Genomic DNA, 15,806 nt, shown 5'->3' with positions numbered 1-15,806 from the left:
TTTTCCAATTCGAACGTTTTCCTTAAATTTCACAATGAAGTCAACTCAGCGCTTCGGACCATGCGAACGCAGCTGTTCATCCAGCCATATCAGAGCAGATTGCAGCCTATCTTCCGGTACGGTTTCATATCGGTCTCCCAGAGAAAGTTCAAATGAACAATGCCCAGTCTCGCTGTTTTCGTTTAGATACGAAGTTAACCCTATTCCAAACTGCTGCGTCATTCTGCTGAGAATCGGTTCAGCTTCAGCTGGGGTTCGTTCGATGTACACATGAAACATATTCGACACGGGTACTTCGGGCAGCGTGCGTACTCCATAACATTGATTCAGCAATGAAGCAAGCTGCTTCGCTTGTTCATAATAGATTCCCATTTTATTGATACGTTGATCATAATAATATTGGGCACTTAGAATATAAGGATACAGACCGATCAGATCCCCGCCAAACCGGCGTTTCCAAACTCGGGATTCCTTAATCATATCCTTATCTCCAGCCAGTATGGCTCCTGCAATACCGCCAATACCTTTGTAGAAAGACACATACACACTATCAAACAAGCTGCAGATCTCTGCTGCCGACTTCTGATAGTAAGGTGTGATCTCAAACAGTCTGGCTCCATCCAAATGCAGCTTGATTCCGCGTTCACGGCAATAAGCCGAAATGGCTTCGAGTTCTTCATATGGAGGCAGCTGGCCACCAATCTCCCGCTGGGGCAATTCAAGCAATAGACAGGCTATGTCGCCTTCGATAGCTTGTACATCTTCCAGTCGTATCAATCGGTCCTTGTCACCAAGCAGAACCGCTTCAATCTGATGAAGCTCCTTCAACGCATTCTCTTCATGAATTTCAATGTGACACAGGGGATGATACGCTACACGCTTCAGTTTCTTTTGATCACAGTAAATCCGCAGCGCTATCTGCTGTGACATGGTCCCGCTCGGGAAAAAGATGGCAGCCTCCTTGTCCAGTACTTCAGCCATCTGCCGCTGAAAATGTTCAATGGTTTCTCCGCTCCCGTAATGATCGCTGTACATCTCACCATCAATGTGCTGAAATGCTTCCTGGAGAACCTTGATTTTGCGACTGCCATGACCGCCAACGATATACTCAGCCTCCATGAACGCTTCCATTAATGAATCCGGTGTATCGCTCAAGCCATATCCTCCTGCAGTCTCTTCAGCAGATGTCTCTTCGAAATCACCTTTAGTTTGATTACCTGCATGTTGCCCCATCTGGCTCACACCTTTCTATTTAACCTTTACATAACCATTGTCATTCGTGAAACGAAGTTATATCATGCTTTGCTTTTACTTCCGCCAAAAAGTCGAGCAGTCTGCCTTGTCTGTAATATTAAAAGCAATAATTCTCTCCAGCAGAGAAAAATCCACGGGTTGACTCCATTTGATTCGAATCAATTCCTTCGTATGATCATAGCCAGCCTCCACAATCTCATCTGAAAACTGAAGAATGCCTGCCTTCTCGGGCGCAATCGCCATATGCTGTTTGGCAACGCTGAATCCGATAATGAAGGTCTCATGATCAGTAAACATTGGCTGATTCCATGCAATCTTGGCCTTGAGGTTAGGAAATCTCGCAGCCACCCAATTCAGCACTTCTTCGGCTCGAGCACGCTGTTCCGGGTTATCCATCCGTGCCAGAAAATCTTCAAATTCCTTCAAGTAAATTCCTCCTATATAGAATATAGTTAGTCCGTTGGTTTAATTGGCAACTTACTCTTTTCCTCAAGTATACACGTTCATTTCAAGTCTCCAAATAAAAATTCGTTTGATTCGTGCTGTATCTCTCTGGAGCAGCTTAAAGTTCTTGCCGCTAAGCGGACAACTCCTTCCACTGAGCAACATATCATATGACAAAATTGATAGATTGGAGGAATTGCTATGGTTCGTACTCTTGACGCCCGTACGTCACTGGGGTCAGCAGGCATTACCCCGCTCAACGTTCCGCTTGGCGCAAATACACCTACCCTACTCGGAGTTGTTGGACTCAATATTTTAAATCCGGGGCCGATCATTCGAACGCAATTTAATGGGACCTATCGGATCTCAGTGTCCAATGTGTCTTCCTTGCCTTCTTCCATTCGTTTTGAAATATTCAGAGGGGCAACTTATACGGGCCAACCGATCTATGTGGTTTCCCAGCCTGTGTTTCCTAACGACAGTACGATTTTGGCGAGCTTTGATGGTTCAGAATACAATGTGCCTGCACCAGCCAATGGGCAGATCATCTACTCCTGCTTTGCAACGTTCGTCCCTGTATCCGCATCAGAACAAGCCACCCGTCTTGGACCGGAGTGCTTCAATGCGGTCGCTTACAGCGACGATTAACTCTACGTTTCGATTACTCCTTAGCTTCGAAGAAAGGAGGACTTCAAATGGTAAAGACATTAGATGCAAGAACTTCTCAAGGCTCTAAAGGGGGTCAGGGTGTTCTCACTCCCAGTTTCACAAACGGCGTTCCTTTATTGTTCGCCCAAGTTGGGCTGCAAATAAGTAATCCGGGACCAACCATCCGTACACTTTTCTCAGGTATAGTCACGGTAACCGCCAATCAGTTATTTAACAACGGTTCTCTTGCCATTGAGGTATATCGTGGTCTGGGAGCCTCGCAGCAGCTGGTGTACCGCGCAGAAAGGACTGTCATCGGCAACCCTTTCTTTAGCCCGTGTGTGCTCAGTTTTACGGGCTCCGATTATAACGTAACTCCACCGGGAAATGGCCAGCTCGTCTATTCTGTCTATGCGACATTCTCCTATGGTCCGGATACCGGCGTAAGCAATGTCCGACTCGGACCCGAAAGTTTCAACGCAACTGTGTATTCCGATGACTAAGTCGATGATTCGGACAAAAAAAACGCTATCATGTCTCGTACGTATAGACTAATAATAAGGATGCTCGATCCAAATCCAGTGCTCTCCGATGGTCAGAGCTGGAGGGATCAGGCGTCCTTATTCTTGTTTTCTATTCAATTTTGCTTGTTAATGACAATGGAAAGACTATAGTTCGCATGTTCGTTTAAACGAACAAGGAATTGATCCAACACTTCATTGGATGGAAATCTGGCCTCCAGAATGTAGCATCCGTTTCCGCTCACTTTATAGTTATTTAGTACAAAATCATTTTCAGTTTTAACAAAAGACAGGAACGACTGATGATGTGGATTCGTCAGTTTGATCGTGATAAACGCATGGATTAAGCAGTTTAATTTGACTTGATTTACTTGGACGGTGTATTTTTCAATAACTCCATTTTCCTCCAGCTTCAACACTCTCGAAGCAGCTGCTTGTCCAGTGAGATGAACCTTCTCTCCCAGCTTCTTCATCGTAATGCGACTGTTCTCGGACAGCTCTTTAATAATTAATTCATCTATGTGATCGAGCACTCGTTATCCTCCCCCTTTTAATTTTAGTATCATCACCAATGAAAACCCAATTCATGAGATAAGTAAAGCTTACTCTATTCTACATACAAACCCATCATGAAAAGAAATACTTTCATTATTCAAGTAAATGAGAAGAAAGACTTGATTCTATGCATGTACGCAGACATGCGGAGCGTGTAAGCTATTTATATATTCATGATCAAAGGAGAATTACAATGAAAATAACTCAAATCCGAAATGCTACGATTATCGTTGAATATGCAGGACAACACTTTTTAATTGATCCATTCCTGGCTGACAAGGGCGTGTATCCTCCATTCCCAAATTCTGCGAGGCAAGATCAGAAGAATCCATTGGTCGACCTTCCGACTTCTGTTGAAAATATAGTCCGTGGTATCGACGCGGTGATCGTTACCCATCTTCATTTGGACCACTTTGATGATGCCGCAAAAGAAGCGCTGCCCAAAGACATCAAAATGTTTGTACAGAACGAAGCTGATGCGTCTGAAGTTAAAAATGCTGGCTTTAACAATGTAGAGATTCTTCATGAAGATTCAGTATTTCAGGGCATTCAACTCTTTAAAACAAAAGGGGAGCATGGGAGAGGAGAAGTCCTGAAGCTTGCTGGCGAAGTATGTGGTGTGGTCTTTAAACACACTAGTGAGCAGACTTTATATGTAGCAGGGGACACCGTTTGGGTCGAATCTGTTCAAGAAGTGATCCACACTCACAAACCTGAAGTTCTTGTTGTTAATGGAGGAGATAATCAGTTTCTGGAGGGTGGTTCCTTGGTTATGGGCATAGACGATATCTATAAAGTATACCAAGCTGCACCAGACGCGAAAATCATTGTAGTCCACATGGAAGCAGTTAACCATTGGGGTCTTTCCAGAGAAGACTTAAGAAGCTTTTTGAAGGATAAAGGAATCACCAGTAACATTGCTGTTCCTGAGGATGGAGAATCCTACGTATTATAATTCAGCTATAAAAAAAACAACACTCCTCTGTCACTTCGTGACGGTCAGGAGTGTTCTTCTACTGCTTACTTCACTGAAAGCAAGCTGTCCGTAATAAATTTCAATTGTCCTTCCAAAGTGATAGGGTCGTTATATGTGTCCGATGTGTTATCCAGCTGGAAGACAAGTCCTTCTTTAACAGCAGGCAGATTCTCCCACAATGTATTGCTGTATACAACTTCGGCATCACTTGTATCGCCCGACCACGGGCTTGTAAAGATGATGTCACCTGCATATTCCGGCAGCACCTCCATGGAGATCGAAGCAAAACCTGTTCCGCTGTCGATCGCTTCTGCCTGAGCCTTGGTAGGGGCCTTTAAGCCAAATTCACCATAGAGGATTTCACCGCCACGACCATAGTTATGGCCGAATACGTACAATCCCTTCGCGTATGGATTCAGAATGGAGACAGTACGGTCACCGACTGCGGCCTCAACTTTGGGTTTCCATTCCTTAATCTGCGCTTCCCAGTTTGTAACCCAGGCTTTCGCTGCATCTTCCCTATTCGTTAGCTTGCCTAATTCAAGCATAAGATCTTTATAGTTGAGTTTGCCATACTGGATCTGCACCACAGGGGCAATTTGAGACAATTGATCAAGGCCTTCTGTGCCCGTATAAGCAATGATCAGATCCGGTTTGAGACTTACCAGCTGTTCCGCTGTAGGCTGCTCACCCAGATCAGTTGTTCCTTCACTTATCAATTGATCCTTAATATACTTATTGCCCATTGCTCCAGAGAGAGCTCCCACCACGGGAACATCCAGTGCTACAAAGTATCCTGTCGTAAACGCCGTCAAATCAACGACACGCTGCGGTGTCTTGGGTACCTCGACTTCTCCCGCATCCGATTGGTATGTAACCGTCTCCCCTTCGTCATTCGTCGCTGGTTCAGCTGCAGATGCTGAGTTAGTTGTCTGCTCTGCCGTGTTAGCACTTGCATCGGTCGCTGTACTCGTCGTCGCGGCTTGACCACATGCACTTAGTACAAGCAGCACGGTTAGTGCCAGAATAAGCAAGATCGAATAAGATCGTCTCAACAATGTAAACCCACCCCTTTTTTAATTGATATTGATAATCGTTATCACTTTATCATGATGCAGTCTATTTTGACAAGCTAATTCTGGTTCTCATTTTAAAATGAGTTAAATTGAATGTTTAATCCCGCAGACAGACTTCCATTCCCAGATCAAAAAAAGCCGCCAAGGCGACTTTTAAGACAGATTGTTTAGTGTTCGGAGAACTTTATAGCCTCGCAACCTTATCCGGTATTAGCTCTCTTTCAAGGTAACATGATCAACTACCATCCAATTGTTATCCCTATATTGCAGCGTTATTTTTACAGCGATGGAACCCTCATTCGAACGATATTTACTTATCACAAGTGTGGCCTCATTCTGCTCGTCCGCCAGCTCAAACTTTTCGATCCGCAGTAAAATTCCCCGGAGATTGCTTTCATTACCTTCATATAAACCTTGCTTAAGCAATTGTTCATAAGTTAGGTTATAAACGTCCACCTTATATATCGTTCGTAAGAACTTCATTATATGTTGTCCATCCGAATCACTTAATGCAGGTGTCCGATCATAGTCTATTGATATATACTCCATCGATTGATTAAGAGCTGAATCTGTTGATATGACCTCTTCCAATGCTGCAAGATATAGTCCGCTTAGACTGTTATCAGCCTCTGTATTCGTAAACGTGCTTGCACAAGATGTAGTCAGACTAACCAGTGACAAAAGATAAATGAAGTGCAACAACTTCCTTGGGATGACCCTCACCTCCTATGGATTCCTAAACTCATTAACGGAAACCTCACTGAACATGTTGCACAATAAAAAAAGCAGTCCTCAGCGGACTGCCCGTTTGATTTTTACATATTCAGATCCAATTGAAACTGATCCAGCTCTTCTTCTGCGTCACGCATTAACTCCACTAGCTGATCAGCGTATTCTCCAAGCACAGCCCTGCTGGCCTCAAAATTCACCCATTGAATGGTTAGTGGAATTGAAATGAAGCCTGTAATGACATCCCATAACGCATCGAGATTCCGCCCGTAAGAGTCATCTAACCCCAGCTTCGCCTGAAGAATATCATGCAGCTCTTCTTTTCCATGAATATCATTTCCATCAATGATTACTGTCTTCATACCATCCTACCTTTGGTCATTTGATTTGTTCAAACGTGCGATAATGATCGGTTGTCTTGTATATTAAGCCATCACTGGAATAGAGAATTCGGTCACTTCCCCGGGTTCCCCCGGAATAATTGATATCTGCCTCGTACCACGTTCTTCCCTTTTTCTTGGGTAACAAGCCTTCCCGATTCTGAAATATATCACCGCCGATACTTTTGCCTGGGGCCACATCTTGCAAATTTCCTTCACTTGGTTCCCAGCCTAAAGCTCTGGCCTCCTTCTTGGTAATATAATTATCCGGAAGTTCCTGATGCTCGGCAAGATAATTGGCCACTTCGTCAAATTGGTTCAAGACAGCATGAGTCTGGGTCGAATCATCTACAGATAGCGATTCTAGTGAACAACCTGCGAACAGCATCGTCGCAAGAATAATGAATACAGCACCTAGCCATTTTTTAATATACACTGCTTATAATCTCCTTTTAATCTTCTTAACTCAAAAAAGTATATACCAATCTGCACACCGTTCCAAGTATAGCTAAAAGTTAAAAGGATTAATGTACATTTCAGTCATCTGCCATTACACCCGTCCCGGGTGGAGTGGGTCCCGTAACCATCGCTACGCTGATCGAACACACCATCAAATCAGCCTGCATGCAATCCAAAAAAACATCATAATATGTACGAAAGCACGCAAAGCTCACTTTTTTTCATGAGGGCTTTGCGTGCTTCTTTCTATAAAAAAGTAAGGACTAATGTACATTGAAAGTTCGTACGTCTGCTAATTCAATTTTCGTTACTACTTATCTGTTCATTGTTAAGGTTCTTTTTATTTTTTGGCATATTGTAAAATGGCCGTCGCCGCACGAATACGAAGTTCCTCGTCTTCGCTCTGTAATGCATTCTTTAGTACACCTAGAGCTTCCTGTATCGTCCCGTCATCTACGCCAACCGAATGTTGAACTGCCGTTTCCGTTTCGGGAGTTCTTGAAAGCCATGGATCCAATTGAGCCTGTGAAAGTGGATACTCGAATGTTGAAATGATGGAAGCATTCAAAATCAGAGCACGTACCTTGTCGTTTATATCTGTCAGTGGAATTCGCCCCAACCACGTTACACCTCGCCGATGACATATCGAATCTTCTCCAATGCTAACGGAGTCATCGTAAAAGTAATCACCCACATCTCCAACATATACCCACTCATCGTCATGAATTAAGACATGATCTCCATCCTGTATAATGTTTATAAACGTCTGTAGGGTACCTATTACTCCGCTCAGTTCCGATTCAGGTATTGCATAATACTGCCTGATTTGCTCTTTCCATTCTTCAGCCGGCAGTTGTTCCAAATCCCCTGTAGCTGGCCAATCGATCCCGATAAAGTTATCTTCTAGGAAGGCTGCAGTTCGATCAGTTCCGTGTATGGTGGATTGGATGTGAAAAAGGTTCATGCTGCACTTGTCCTCCTCTAATACTGTAACCGTATTTTAAGTTCTACACATTATAAATGCTTTCATTGGATTTATCTTTCGCTTCAGCAGCTTATACGAACAATCTAACAATCACACTTGAAGGTTATTTTTTCGTTTCCGAAATGCTGACGGTGTCTCGCCAAACGCTTCACGGAATTTCCTTGTGAAATGTATACCGCAGTCGAATCCGACATCCGCAGCGATCTCTGCGATTTGCCGGTTCGTGCCGGCGAGAAGCTGCGCTGCCTTCTCCAACCTGAACTTGTGAACGGTATTTAGAATCGTATCCCCTACCTGCTCCTTAAATAAATGAGAGAGGCGTGAGGTGGATAAACAGCATCGGTTCGCAAGTTCCGGTATGCTTATCTTCTGCGCAGGATGCATCTGCAGATACCGCATGATCTCCGCAATTCGGGGATCCATCGTCGCCGGAACATCCGGTGGATAGGTGTGTTGAATGTGAATCAACGTCTCCTCCAGGGCCAGCTCGGATAATCGGCGATATTGTTCCGATCGGCCTTCCGAAAATCCGTGACGCACCAATCTTTGAAGAGCATTCTGAATATCATGCTGTACGTCTTCCGAAACAATCCGCTGGTAGATGAAACGAGCAGACGTTTCGGGAAGCTTCAACCAAGTACTCCAATGGGGATCGGGTATGAAGTGTACCCATATAAATTCCCAATGATCCTGCTTCGTTCTATAATGGTGCGGAAGCCCTGGCATAAGAATTGCCACATCCCCCGCTGTGCAGGTTATTGAATTTTTGCCATGCTGTATTTCCCCTTTACCGGAAAGCGTATACATTAGTAACCAGTCGACGCTCCCTGTTGGTCGATGAATCTCATATCCGTTCAACTGCTTATAATGACCTGCGATCAATATTCCAAAGGGCCTGTGTCCAACTATAGCATAATCCGCATGTTTTTCAGCCATTATCACACTACCTCGCTATGATCTATTCCATATAAAATGTAGCTGTATCGATATTTGTTTTATTTTTGAACACAGTAGAATTCATCGTAAAGAACATATCACAAGGAGGTTGTCCCAGCAATGAGTCACATCTCAAAATTATCATTAATAGATGCAGACCGTAAGAAAATCCATCCGGGAAAATTGGGTATGCATGGTGGAACCAATCCCAAAGGAGATGCCTTTGGATTCACCAATTATTATATGACTCGTAATGGCGAGCCCTTCATCCCGATCGTAGGTGAATTTCACTTCTCCAGGTTTTCATACTTGTACTGGGAAGAAGAGCTGCTGAAAATGAAGGCCGGTGGAATTCATATCGTCGCTACATATGTATTTTGGAATTTTCATGAGGAAGAAGAAGGGATTTTTGAATGGGGTGGAAATCGGAACCTGCGCCATTTCATCGATCTGTGTGCCAAACTGGATCTGCCCCTCATTCTTCGTATCGGTCCATTCTGCCACGGTGAAGTTCGCAATGGAGGAATTCCGGATTGGGTAGTTTCCAAGCCTATTGAGATCCGCTCCAATGATCCCGGATATCTGAAGCTGACACGCAGACTGTATCGGGAAATTGCCAGTCAGATGAAAGGCAGCCTGTATCAGGACGGAGGACCCGTGATAGCTGTGCAGTTGGAAAATGAATTCATGCACGCCGGAGCACCGAATGATGCCTGGGGTTACAAAACCGGTAAGTTTCTGTCCTCCGGAACCGGAGGTACAGCTCATCTGGCCGAGCTGCGCCGCATTGCCGAGGAAGCTGGCATTCGTCCTCTGTTCTTCACAGCGACCGCTTGGGGCGGGGCAGCCGTTCCTGAGGAAGGCTTTTTGCCCATGCTTGCAGGTTACGCCTATACGTCCTGGCTGCCTGACCAGCCTCCAAGCAAGGAATTCGTGTATCGCGATCTTCATATTACTCCGGCGGAGCCCGTTCATTTCGACACGCCTGAATATCCCGTTGCGTATTGCGAAATGGCTGGTGGTATGCAAGTCAGTTATAATGTGAGGCCATACGTCCCGGAAAACAGTATTGAAGCCATGACCCTTGTCAAACTGGCCAGCGGCAGCAATCTGCTCGGTTATTACATGTATCATGGCGGCTCCAACCCCGTCGGCAAGAAGAGTTATCTCAATGAGCAATTCTTGCCGAAAATTACGTATGACTACCAGTCTCCCTTGGGTGAGTTCGGCAGAGTCGGTGCATCTTATGACCGCATCCGCGCCATCTCCTTGTTTCTTGAGTCTTTCGGATCGGTCCTTGCTCCGATGAAAACGGTACTGCCTGAGGGACAGTCTACCATCGATCCGACAGATACAGAGACACTACGCTGGTGTGTCAGACATCAGGACGGCTCGGGCTTTGTTTTTCTGAATAATTTTCAGGACCAGATCGACCTGCCCCGCCGTAAAATACGAATCGAATTGGAAACATCCAAAGGCAGCGTTGCCTTCCCCGCTGAAGGTGAACTTGAGCTTCCTGAAGGAATCGGATTGATGCTGCCGTTCAATCTGGAACTTCATGGCGTGTCCTTACTTAGTGCAACGGCTCCATTGCTCACCATGATCGACACAAATCAAGACAAAACGATTTTCTTCTATGCACATGAAGGCATGACACCGGAATACGTCGTTTCCAAAACGAATCTAAAGGATGTGCAGTGCAGCGGAAGTGTAATATTGGACCACGGATCTTATTATGTGATTCAACCAAGCGTAGACAAAAATAAATCAGTTAACTTCCTAACCACAGATGGGGGTTCCGTACGTTTTGTGGTGCTTTCAAGAGAAGAAGCGCAAAAAGCATACACTTTTGAACTATGGGGACAACCAACACTGGTTATCAGCGATTGTCCCGTAACGGTCAGTAATCATCAGCTTATCTGCACATCGACAGGATCTTCCCATATTGCTGTTTCACTGTATCCCAAGCCAGAGCAAGATTTGCAAACACATCATTCCAGCGCTATCCATTGTCAACACGTGGGTTCCACTCTTTTCACAACCTATGCAATAGACCTGCCTGAATATACACCAGAGGTTTTGATGAAGAAACCTGCGGAGAAATCGGCCTTGCTGCAATTTGCCGGAGAATGGCCATCCCATGTTCACGATGTATGGCTTGAGGTAGATTATGAAGGTGATGTGGCTGAAGCGTTCCTGAATGGCCGGCTCATAACAGATCATATCTCTTACGGTAAGACCTGGTCCATTGGCTTAAAAGAATTCTACACTCAGCTTGAATTCTCTGAATTGCACTTATTCATAACGCCGCAGCGCAGAGGAACGGTCCATACCTTTGTCAATCAGGCACAAATTGAGCGCTTTGAGGGAGTCGAGATCGCCGAATTCTGCCGCATTGAAGCCATTCCGCAATATCAAGTCGCGTTGTATCCGGTTAAAACTACTGCTGCGATTGGACAACTATCTCTCCCATTCTCCAACTAAGAGCGTATTAAGCCCTGAATCTGTTCAAATCGAACAACTCAGGGCTTTTTCTCATATCGCTGTGTAGGTTAACTAAGTCATACGAAGGATTAAACATCGATCAGACTCTTATAGATATTCGAGTTACACTTTCTTACTCCAATTCTTTCGTTGAAAATGCTTAGCTACGTGGTATCCTTGAGTAGAGAATACAGGAATACACATACATATTTCTTTCAGAAGAAGCATAAAAAGTGAGGAGATTTTTTTGAGTAAACCCATTCGCTTTGGGATTATAGGATTTGGCTGGAGAGCAGAAGCTTATCTGCGGATCGCGAAGCAGCTCCCCCATATATTCAAGATCAGCGGCGTAGCTGTGCGTAATCCGTCCAAATATGTGGAGGCTGCCAAACGTTGGGGCGTCACCCTTTTCGAGTCATCTTTTGAAATGGCCCGTCATTGTGATTTTCTTCTGGTTGCCGTGTCCAAAACATCCGTTCCTGCCGTCCTTGAAGAACTTGTAACACTACAGGTTCCTCTCTTGGTTGAAACACCGCCTGCTTTTGATGAAGAAAGCTTGAGGACAATGTCCTCTTTTGCGGAGAAAAACGATCAGATCCAAATTGCAGAACAGTATCCCCTGCTGCCGCATCAACTCGCTCGGATGTCCCTGATCCAGTCAGGGAAACTGGGGCAGGTTCATCATGTTCAAGCATCAGTAGCACACGGTTATCATGGGATCAGTCTGATCCGTAACTGGCTGTCGCTCACGGATATCAGCTGCGAAATTGTCTGCCGCCGCTTCGAACTTCCCATTCTGGAAGTACCTTATCGCGGTCGTCAAGTCCATGATCGAATGGAGAACGAATTTCAAGAGATCGCCTTGCTGTCGTTCCGTAACGGCAAGAGTGCTGTGCTGGACTTTACCCGTTCACAATACTTTTCGCCTCTCCGTCAAAACCGGGTTCTGATTCGCGGGTCCCATGGGGAGATACGGGATAACGAAGTCACGATCAGCTTGTGTACCGATGCATATGATACATACTCCATCCACCGGATTCAGAGCGGCATGGAAGGAAGTCTGGGACCGCTCTCCCTACGTGAGCTACGCGCAGGACAAGAGTGCCTGTACCGTAATCCCTTCTCTTCTGTACCGTTTTCCGATGAAGAGCTGGCCATGGTTGAAATTTTGACGCGCATGTCTGCCTTTGTGAGAGAGAATATCTCTTTTTATCCCCTGACCGAAGCTCTTAAGGATGTGCGTTTGTCTCTCGCCATCGAGAAAGCAATCTCAACTCAAGAATCGGTAAGCATCTGATTTTTTATTAAGTCATCTGATTGAATCGTTTAACGAAATTTCTCTTTGAAAGGTGTGTCATAAATCTTATATCCCAAGATGGGCACAAATTTTGAACTCATTCATTAGTCACTAAAAAAAACGAACTTACTCCATCTCGGGAATAAGTTCGTTTATTTGCTATTCATTTAGTAAAACAGACCAGTTAGGGTCGTTGTATCGTTTATCAACTACTTCCCTTTCCATGGTGAGCTCCTCTGGAATATGATCTAATCCTTCAATTCGGAATTCATAAGGGGATTTCTAGTCCTTGACCGACATATCCTCGATATAAAATAGCGTGACGATGGTCTGAAGCTGTACATCCAGTTCGTCAATCACCTCAAACAGCTCAATTTGCTCGTACTCATCCTTATAAGATGTCTTTCTTAAATCATAAGGAATGAGGGATACTCGCTTCTTTTTTCTATTGATCTGATTGCACTCGTTAATCAATATCCGAATTATCCATGTTTTAAAATAAGCAGGCTCTTTCAGTGTATGTACATTAGAAAATGCTTTGGCAATGGTCTCCTGCATCGCATCTGCACAATCTTCGTTGTTCTTAACAATTGATCTTGCGATAACAAAGAGGCTCTGATGTACCGCTCGTATTAATAACACAAATGCTTCCTTATCCCCTTTTCTCGCAAGTTCTGCATTCTCAATTAAATCCACGAAGATCTCCCCTCCTTCTCAAACTATCTATTCATTAGATACTCAAAGACTTCATTTGGTTCATAAAAGAATTCTAATAATTTCCCGGTAAACTATACCTTACTTATTATCCAACTAAAAAACAGCCGAACATAGTAAGTTCAGCTGTTATCTTATATCACTTTTCTATCTCAAAAATGAAAACACCATATGCAGACATTTTGAGTTCATTCTTATAGGATGTTCCCGTTAGTAACTCTTTCGTTTCCTTCTTGAGCTTGATGGAAACCTCCTGGTCCGAGTAGTTGAGTAAGAATAGATATAATCTATTCTTGGCGGAACGGATGCCGATTTCAACTTCGGAAGGTACTTCTATCAGGTCATCAACCGGCGAAGACAGCCCTATTTCATCCATGAGAGCATCAACGATTGGTTCATTGTAAGCGGCCCCATAATACCATACCTCTCCTTGACCTACTGCACGCCTCGTCATCGCAGCGCTACCTGCATAGTATTCGGAGGCATATTCGGCGACCACCTGTACCTCTGGATGTTCCACATGAAGAATTTCGTTAAATCCAACCGATTCTAATCCGTGAGACCACTGCTCACTTGTACCCTTCCATTGCAGCTTGGCCCCAGTCACGGTTCCTTTCACTAAGGTAAAATCCTCTACAGTTACTCCACATAACGCTGCAACAGCTCCTGGAAATGGCCTCATGTAACAATGTCCCTTGAGATCCTTATATCCGGTCCGTGCGCCGAATAACAGGGTACCTCCTTGGCTGACGTAAGCTCGAAGAAGTTCTGCTGTTTCGTCTGTCATGATTGCGGGATGAGCATAGATGATCACCTTATATTTGGACAGATGTTCCAGTAGGGTCGTTGGTCGCAGAGTAACTAGATCTGTAGGGATATGGCGGTATTGCAGCTGCTTAAACCATGCGCGTGTGCTTTGGTGGTGAAGCGGACCATGCCACTCGTCTAACTCTCCGTCCCACATATTATCGTAATCCTGCAGGATGGCAACGTCCGCTTGATATGTCGTACCTGCAATAACTCGTCCTATTTGGGCAAACTCTTCGCCCACTTGTGCAACTTCACGCACTCGCCTGTTGGATTGATTGTGGTAATCATTGATACCGTGCCAATACATCTCGGTTCCGAACGTTGCCGTACGCCAGCGGAAGTATACAAGTAGGTCTGTGCCATGAAGAACGGATTGGTATGACCATAATCGGATCTGGCCCGGTCTGGGCGTGCCCATACCTATACTATCAACCCAGCCGCCTGGACCAGACTGCTGTTCCATTACGCAAAAATTCGGCGACATGTTGCGTACATTCGACAATTTCATGCTCCAAGCCCGGTCTTGCAATGGCTTCTCGTCCTCATCAGGAAATATTGTGGCAAATTGCGGATACGAATCATAGGAAAAGAAATCAAGGAGTTCATCCGTCAATTCATGATTGTCTATATGTCCAAACGTACCGTTTGTCGTGATCCAATGTTCCGGGTCCAATTCACGAATGATATCCACCTGAAGCTTGGCAAATGAAATGGTATTCGCCGATATGAAGCGCTTTTCATCCAGCGCCAGGTGGGGATTGGGCGATGAATTGACCATGTTCCGTGTGAGATATATTTGTTCCCACGCCGTATAGGTCTGACTCCAAAATACCGTACCCCATGCCTGGTTCAGATGTTCCAGTGACCCATACCGATTTCTCAGCCACTCACGGAAAGCGATATGGTCTGCCTCAGCATAGAAAACATTGATATGGCAGTTGAGTTCGTTATCGATCTGCCATCCAATGACTGCCGGATGATCTTTATATGCCAGAACCATGTTCCGCACTATCTTTTCACATTGCTGCCGATAGATCGGACTGCTGTAATTGTTATGTCGACGCATGCCGTGCCGATACAAGACGCCATCCTTATTCGCATTTAACACTTCAGGATACTTTTCAGTTAACCATGCTGGCGGGGTTGCAGTCGGTGTCCCCAGAATGACACTTAAACCATATTGGTGCGCTAGATCCATCACCCGCCCAAAAAAACTAAAATCAAATCGGTCTTCTTCCGGTTCCATGATGGACCATGCGAATTCAGCCATTCGAATAACCGTAATATTCATCTCCTGCATCCTGCGGAAGTCGTCCTCCCATAATTGTTCATTCCAATGCTCGGGGTAGTAACAGACACCCAGTTTTAATTCGTCCACGTGTATTGATTTCGCCATCTCATTGTCCCCTTTAACTACGATACTGACTCCATTCTATTGGACCAATCGCGTATATTAAATGACAAGATTATGCGACTTATAATAAAATATTGTCATCAATAACTAACGATACAACGGATGACTTGCTTTATAATAATGA

The 15,806-nt window shown here is 44.7% G+C and carries 17 protein-coding genes; 6 read left to right on the top strand and 11 right to left on the bottom strand.

The window, feature by feature from the left end; all coding sequences use genetic code 11:
- Positions 1 to 45 precede the first annotated feature (45 nt).
- Both AC3WQ3_RS22965 and AC3WQ3_RS22960 read right to left on the bottom strand, forming a co-directional pair.
- Positions 46 to 1,155, bottom strand: a complete 1,110-nt coding sequence (locus tag AC3WQ3_RS22965) for a threonine aldolase family protein (RefSeq protein WP_492473719.1) — start codon at positions 1,153 to 1,155, stop codon at positions 46 to 48.
- A 153-nt stretch (positions 1,156 to 1,308) separates the two neighbouring features.
- Complete coding sequence (locus tag AC3WQ3_RS22960) at positions 1,309 to 1,650, bottom strand: iron chaperone (protein WP_419719985.1); 342 nt, start codon at positions 1,648 to 1,650, stop codon at positions 1,309 to 1,311.
- A 249-nt stretch (positions 1,651 to 1,899) separates the two neighbouring features.
- Between AC3WQ3_RS22960 and AC3WQ3_RS22955 the strand changes: the two genes are divergently transcribed.
- Entirely contained in the window at positions 1,900 to 2,346 is a 447-nt protein-coding gene (locus AC3WQ3_RS22955) for a hypothetical protein (RefSeq protein ID WP_492473679.1), read from the top strand.
- 47 nt (positions 2,347 to 2,393) lie between these two features.
- On the top strand, positions 2,394 to 2,849 hold the full coding sequence (locus AC3WQ3_RS22950; RefSeq protein ID WP_336780040.1) for a hypothetical protein: 456 nt from the start codon (positions 2,394 to 2,396) through the stop codon (positions 2,847 to 2,849).
- 134 nt (positions 2,850 to 2,983) lie between these two features.
- Here AC3WQ3_RS22950 and AC3WQ3_RS22945 read toward each other — a convergent pair whose 3' ends face one another.
- Complete coding sequence (locus tag AC3WQ3_RS22945; protein WP_336780039.1) at positions 2,984 to 3,400, bottom strand: Lrp/AsnC family transcriptional regulator; 417 nt, start codon at positions 3,398 to 3,400, stop codon at positions 2,984 to 2,986.
- A gap of 215 nt (positions 3,401 to 3,615) precedes the next feature.
- Between AC3WQ3_RS22945 and AC3WQ3_RS22940 the strand changes: the two genes are divergently transcribed.
- Positions 3,616 to 4,377, top strand: coding sequence for an MBL fold metallo-hydrolase (locus tag AC3WQ3_RS22940; protein ID WP_492473678.1), 762 nt, complete (start codon positions 3,616 to 3,618; stop codon positions 4,375 to 4,377).
- A 65-nt stretch (positions 4,378 to 4,442) separates the two neighbouring features.
- Here the strand turns inward: AC3WQ3_RS22940 and AC3WQ3_RS22935 are convergent, their stop codons facing one another.
- From AC3WQ3_RS22935 to AC3WQ3_RS22920, 4 genes are all read right to left on the bottom strand, one after another.
- A complete protein-coding gene (locus AC3WQ3_RS22935) occupies positions 4,443 to 5,456 on the bottom strand; it encodes an ABC transporter substrate-binding protein (RefSeq protein WP_492473677.1) in 1,014 nt (337 codons plus the stop codon).
- A gap of 228 nt (positions 5,457 to 5,684) precedes the next feature.
- Entirely contained in the window at positions 5,685 to 6,155 is a 471-nt protein-coding gene (locus tag AC3WQ3_RS22930; RefSeq protein ID WP_492473676.1) for a hypothetical protein, read from the bottom strand.
- 134 nt (positions 6,156 to 6,289) lie between these two features.
- Positions 6,290 to 6,565, bottom strand: coding sequence for a barstar family protein (locus AC3WQ3_RS22925; RefSeq protein WP_154893198.1), 276 nt, complete (start codon positions 6,563 to 6,565; stop codon positions 6,290 to 6,292).
- Positions 6,566 to 6,581: 16 nt separating this feature from the next.
- Complete coding sequence (locus AC3WQ3_RS22920) at positions 6,582 to 7,019, bottom strand: ribonuclease (RefSeq protein ID WP_336780035.1); 438 nt, start codon at positions 7,017 to 7,019, stop codon at positions 6,582 to 6,584.
- Positions 7,020 to 7,132: 113 nt separating this feature from the next.
- On the opposite strand from AC3WQ3_RS22920, the gene AC3WQ3_RS22915 reads away from it, so the two are divergent.
- Positions 7,133 to 7,231 carry a hypothetical protein gene (locus tag AC3WQ3_RS22915; protein ID WP_492473718.1) on the top strand — a complete coding sequence of 33 codons (99 nt, stop codon included), beginning with the start codon at positions 7,133 to 7,135 and terminating at the stop codon, positions 7,229 to 7,231.
- A gap of 151 nt (positions 7,232 to 7,382) precedes the next feature.
- On the opposite strand, the gene AC3WQ3_RS22910 is transcribed toward AC3WQ3_RS22915, so the two are convergent.
- Both AC3WQ3_RS22910 and AC3WQ3_RS22905 read right to left on the bottom strand, forming a co-directional pair.
- Positions 7,383 to 8,006, bottom strand: a complete 624-nt coding sequence (locus tag AC3WQ3_RS22910) for a DUF8426 domain-containing protein (protein WP_492473675.1) — start codon at positions 8,004 to 8,006, stop codon at positions 7,383 to 7,385.
- 111 nt (positions 8,007 to 8,117) lie between these two features.
- A complete protein-coding gene (locus AC3WQ3_RS22905; protein WP_492473674.1) occupies positions 8,118 to 8,963 on the bottom strand; it encodes a helix-turn-helix domain-containing protein in 846 nt (281 codons plus the stop codon).
- A gap of 120 nt (positions 8,964 to 9,083) precedes the next feature.
- On the opposite strand from AC3WQ3_RS22905, the gene AC3WQ3_RS22900 reads away from it, so the two are divergent.
- Together AC3WQ3_RS22900 and AC3WQ3_RS22895 are read left to right on the top strand one after the other, a co-directional pair.
- The gene (locus AC3WQ3_RS22900) at positions 9,084 to 11,447 is read left to right on the top strand and encodes a beta-galactosidase (protein WP_492473673.1); all 2,364 of its coding nucleotides are present in this window, start codon (positions 9,084 to 9,086) and stop codon (positions 11,445 to 11,447) included.
- A 247-nt stretch (positions 11,448 to 11,694) separates the two neighbouring features.
- Positions 11,695 to 12,744 (top strand): Gfo/Idh/MocA family protein, encoded by a 1,050-nt coding sequence (locus tag AC3WQ3_RS22895; protein ID WP_492473672.1) that lies wholly within the window; start codon positions 11,695 to 11,697, stop codon positions 12,742 to 12,744.
- A gap of 282 nt (positions 12,745 to 13,026) precedes the next feature.
- Here the strand turns inward: AC3WQ3_RS22895 and AC3WQ3_RS22890 are convergent, their stop codons facing one another.
- Together AC3WQ3_RS22890 and AC3WQ3_RS22885 are read right to left on the bottom strand one after the other, a co-directional pair.
- The gene (locus AC3WQ3_RS22890) at positions 13,027 to 13,440 is read right to left on the bottom strand and encodes a sigma-70 family RNA polymerase sigma factor (RefSeq protein ID WP_492473671.1); all 414 of its coding nucleotides are present in this window, start codon (positions 13,438 to 13,440) and stop codon (positions 13,027 to 13,029) included.
- A 157-nt stretch (positions 13,441 to 13,597) separates the two neighbouring features.
- The gene (locus tag AC3WQ3_RS22885) at positions 13,598 to 15,664 is read right to left on the bottom strand and encodes a beta-galactosidase (RefSeq protein WP_492473670.1); all 2,067 of its coding nucleotides are present in this window, start codon (positions 15,662 to 15,664) and stop codon (positions 13,598 to 13,600) included.
- Positions 15,665 to 15,806 lie beyond the last annotated feature (142 nt).

The sequence above is a fragment of the Paenibacillus sp. FW104-T2 genome (assembly GCF_058789975.1).
This window is presented reverse-complemented; position numbering and strand designations above follow the sequence as displayed.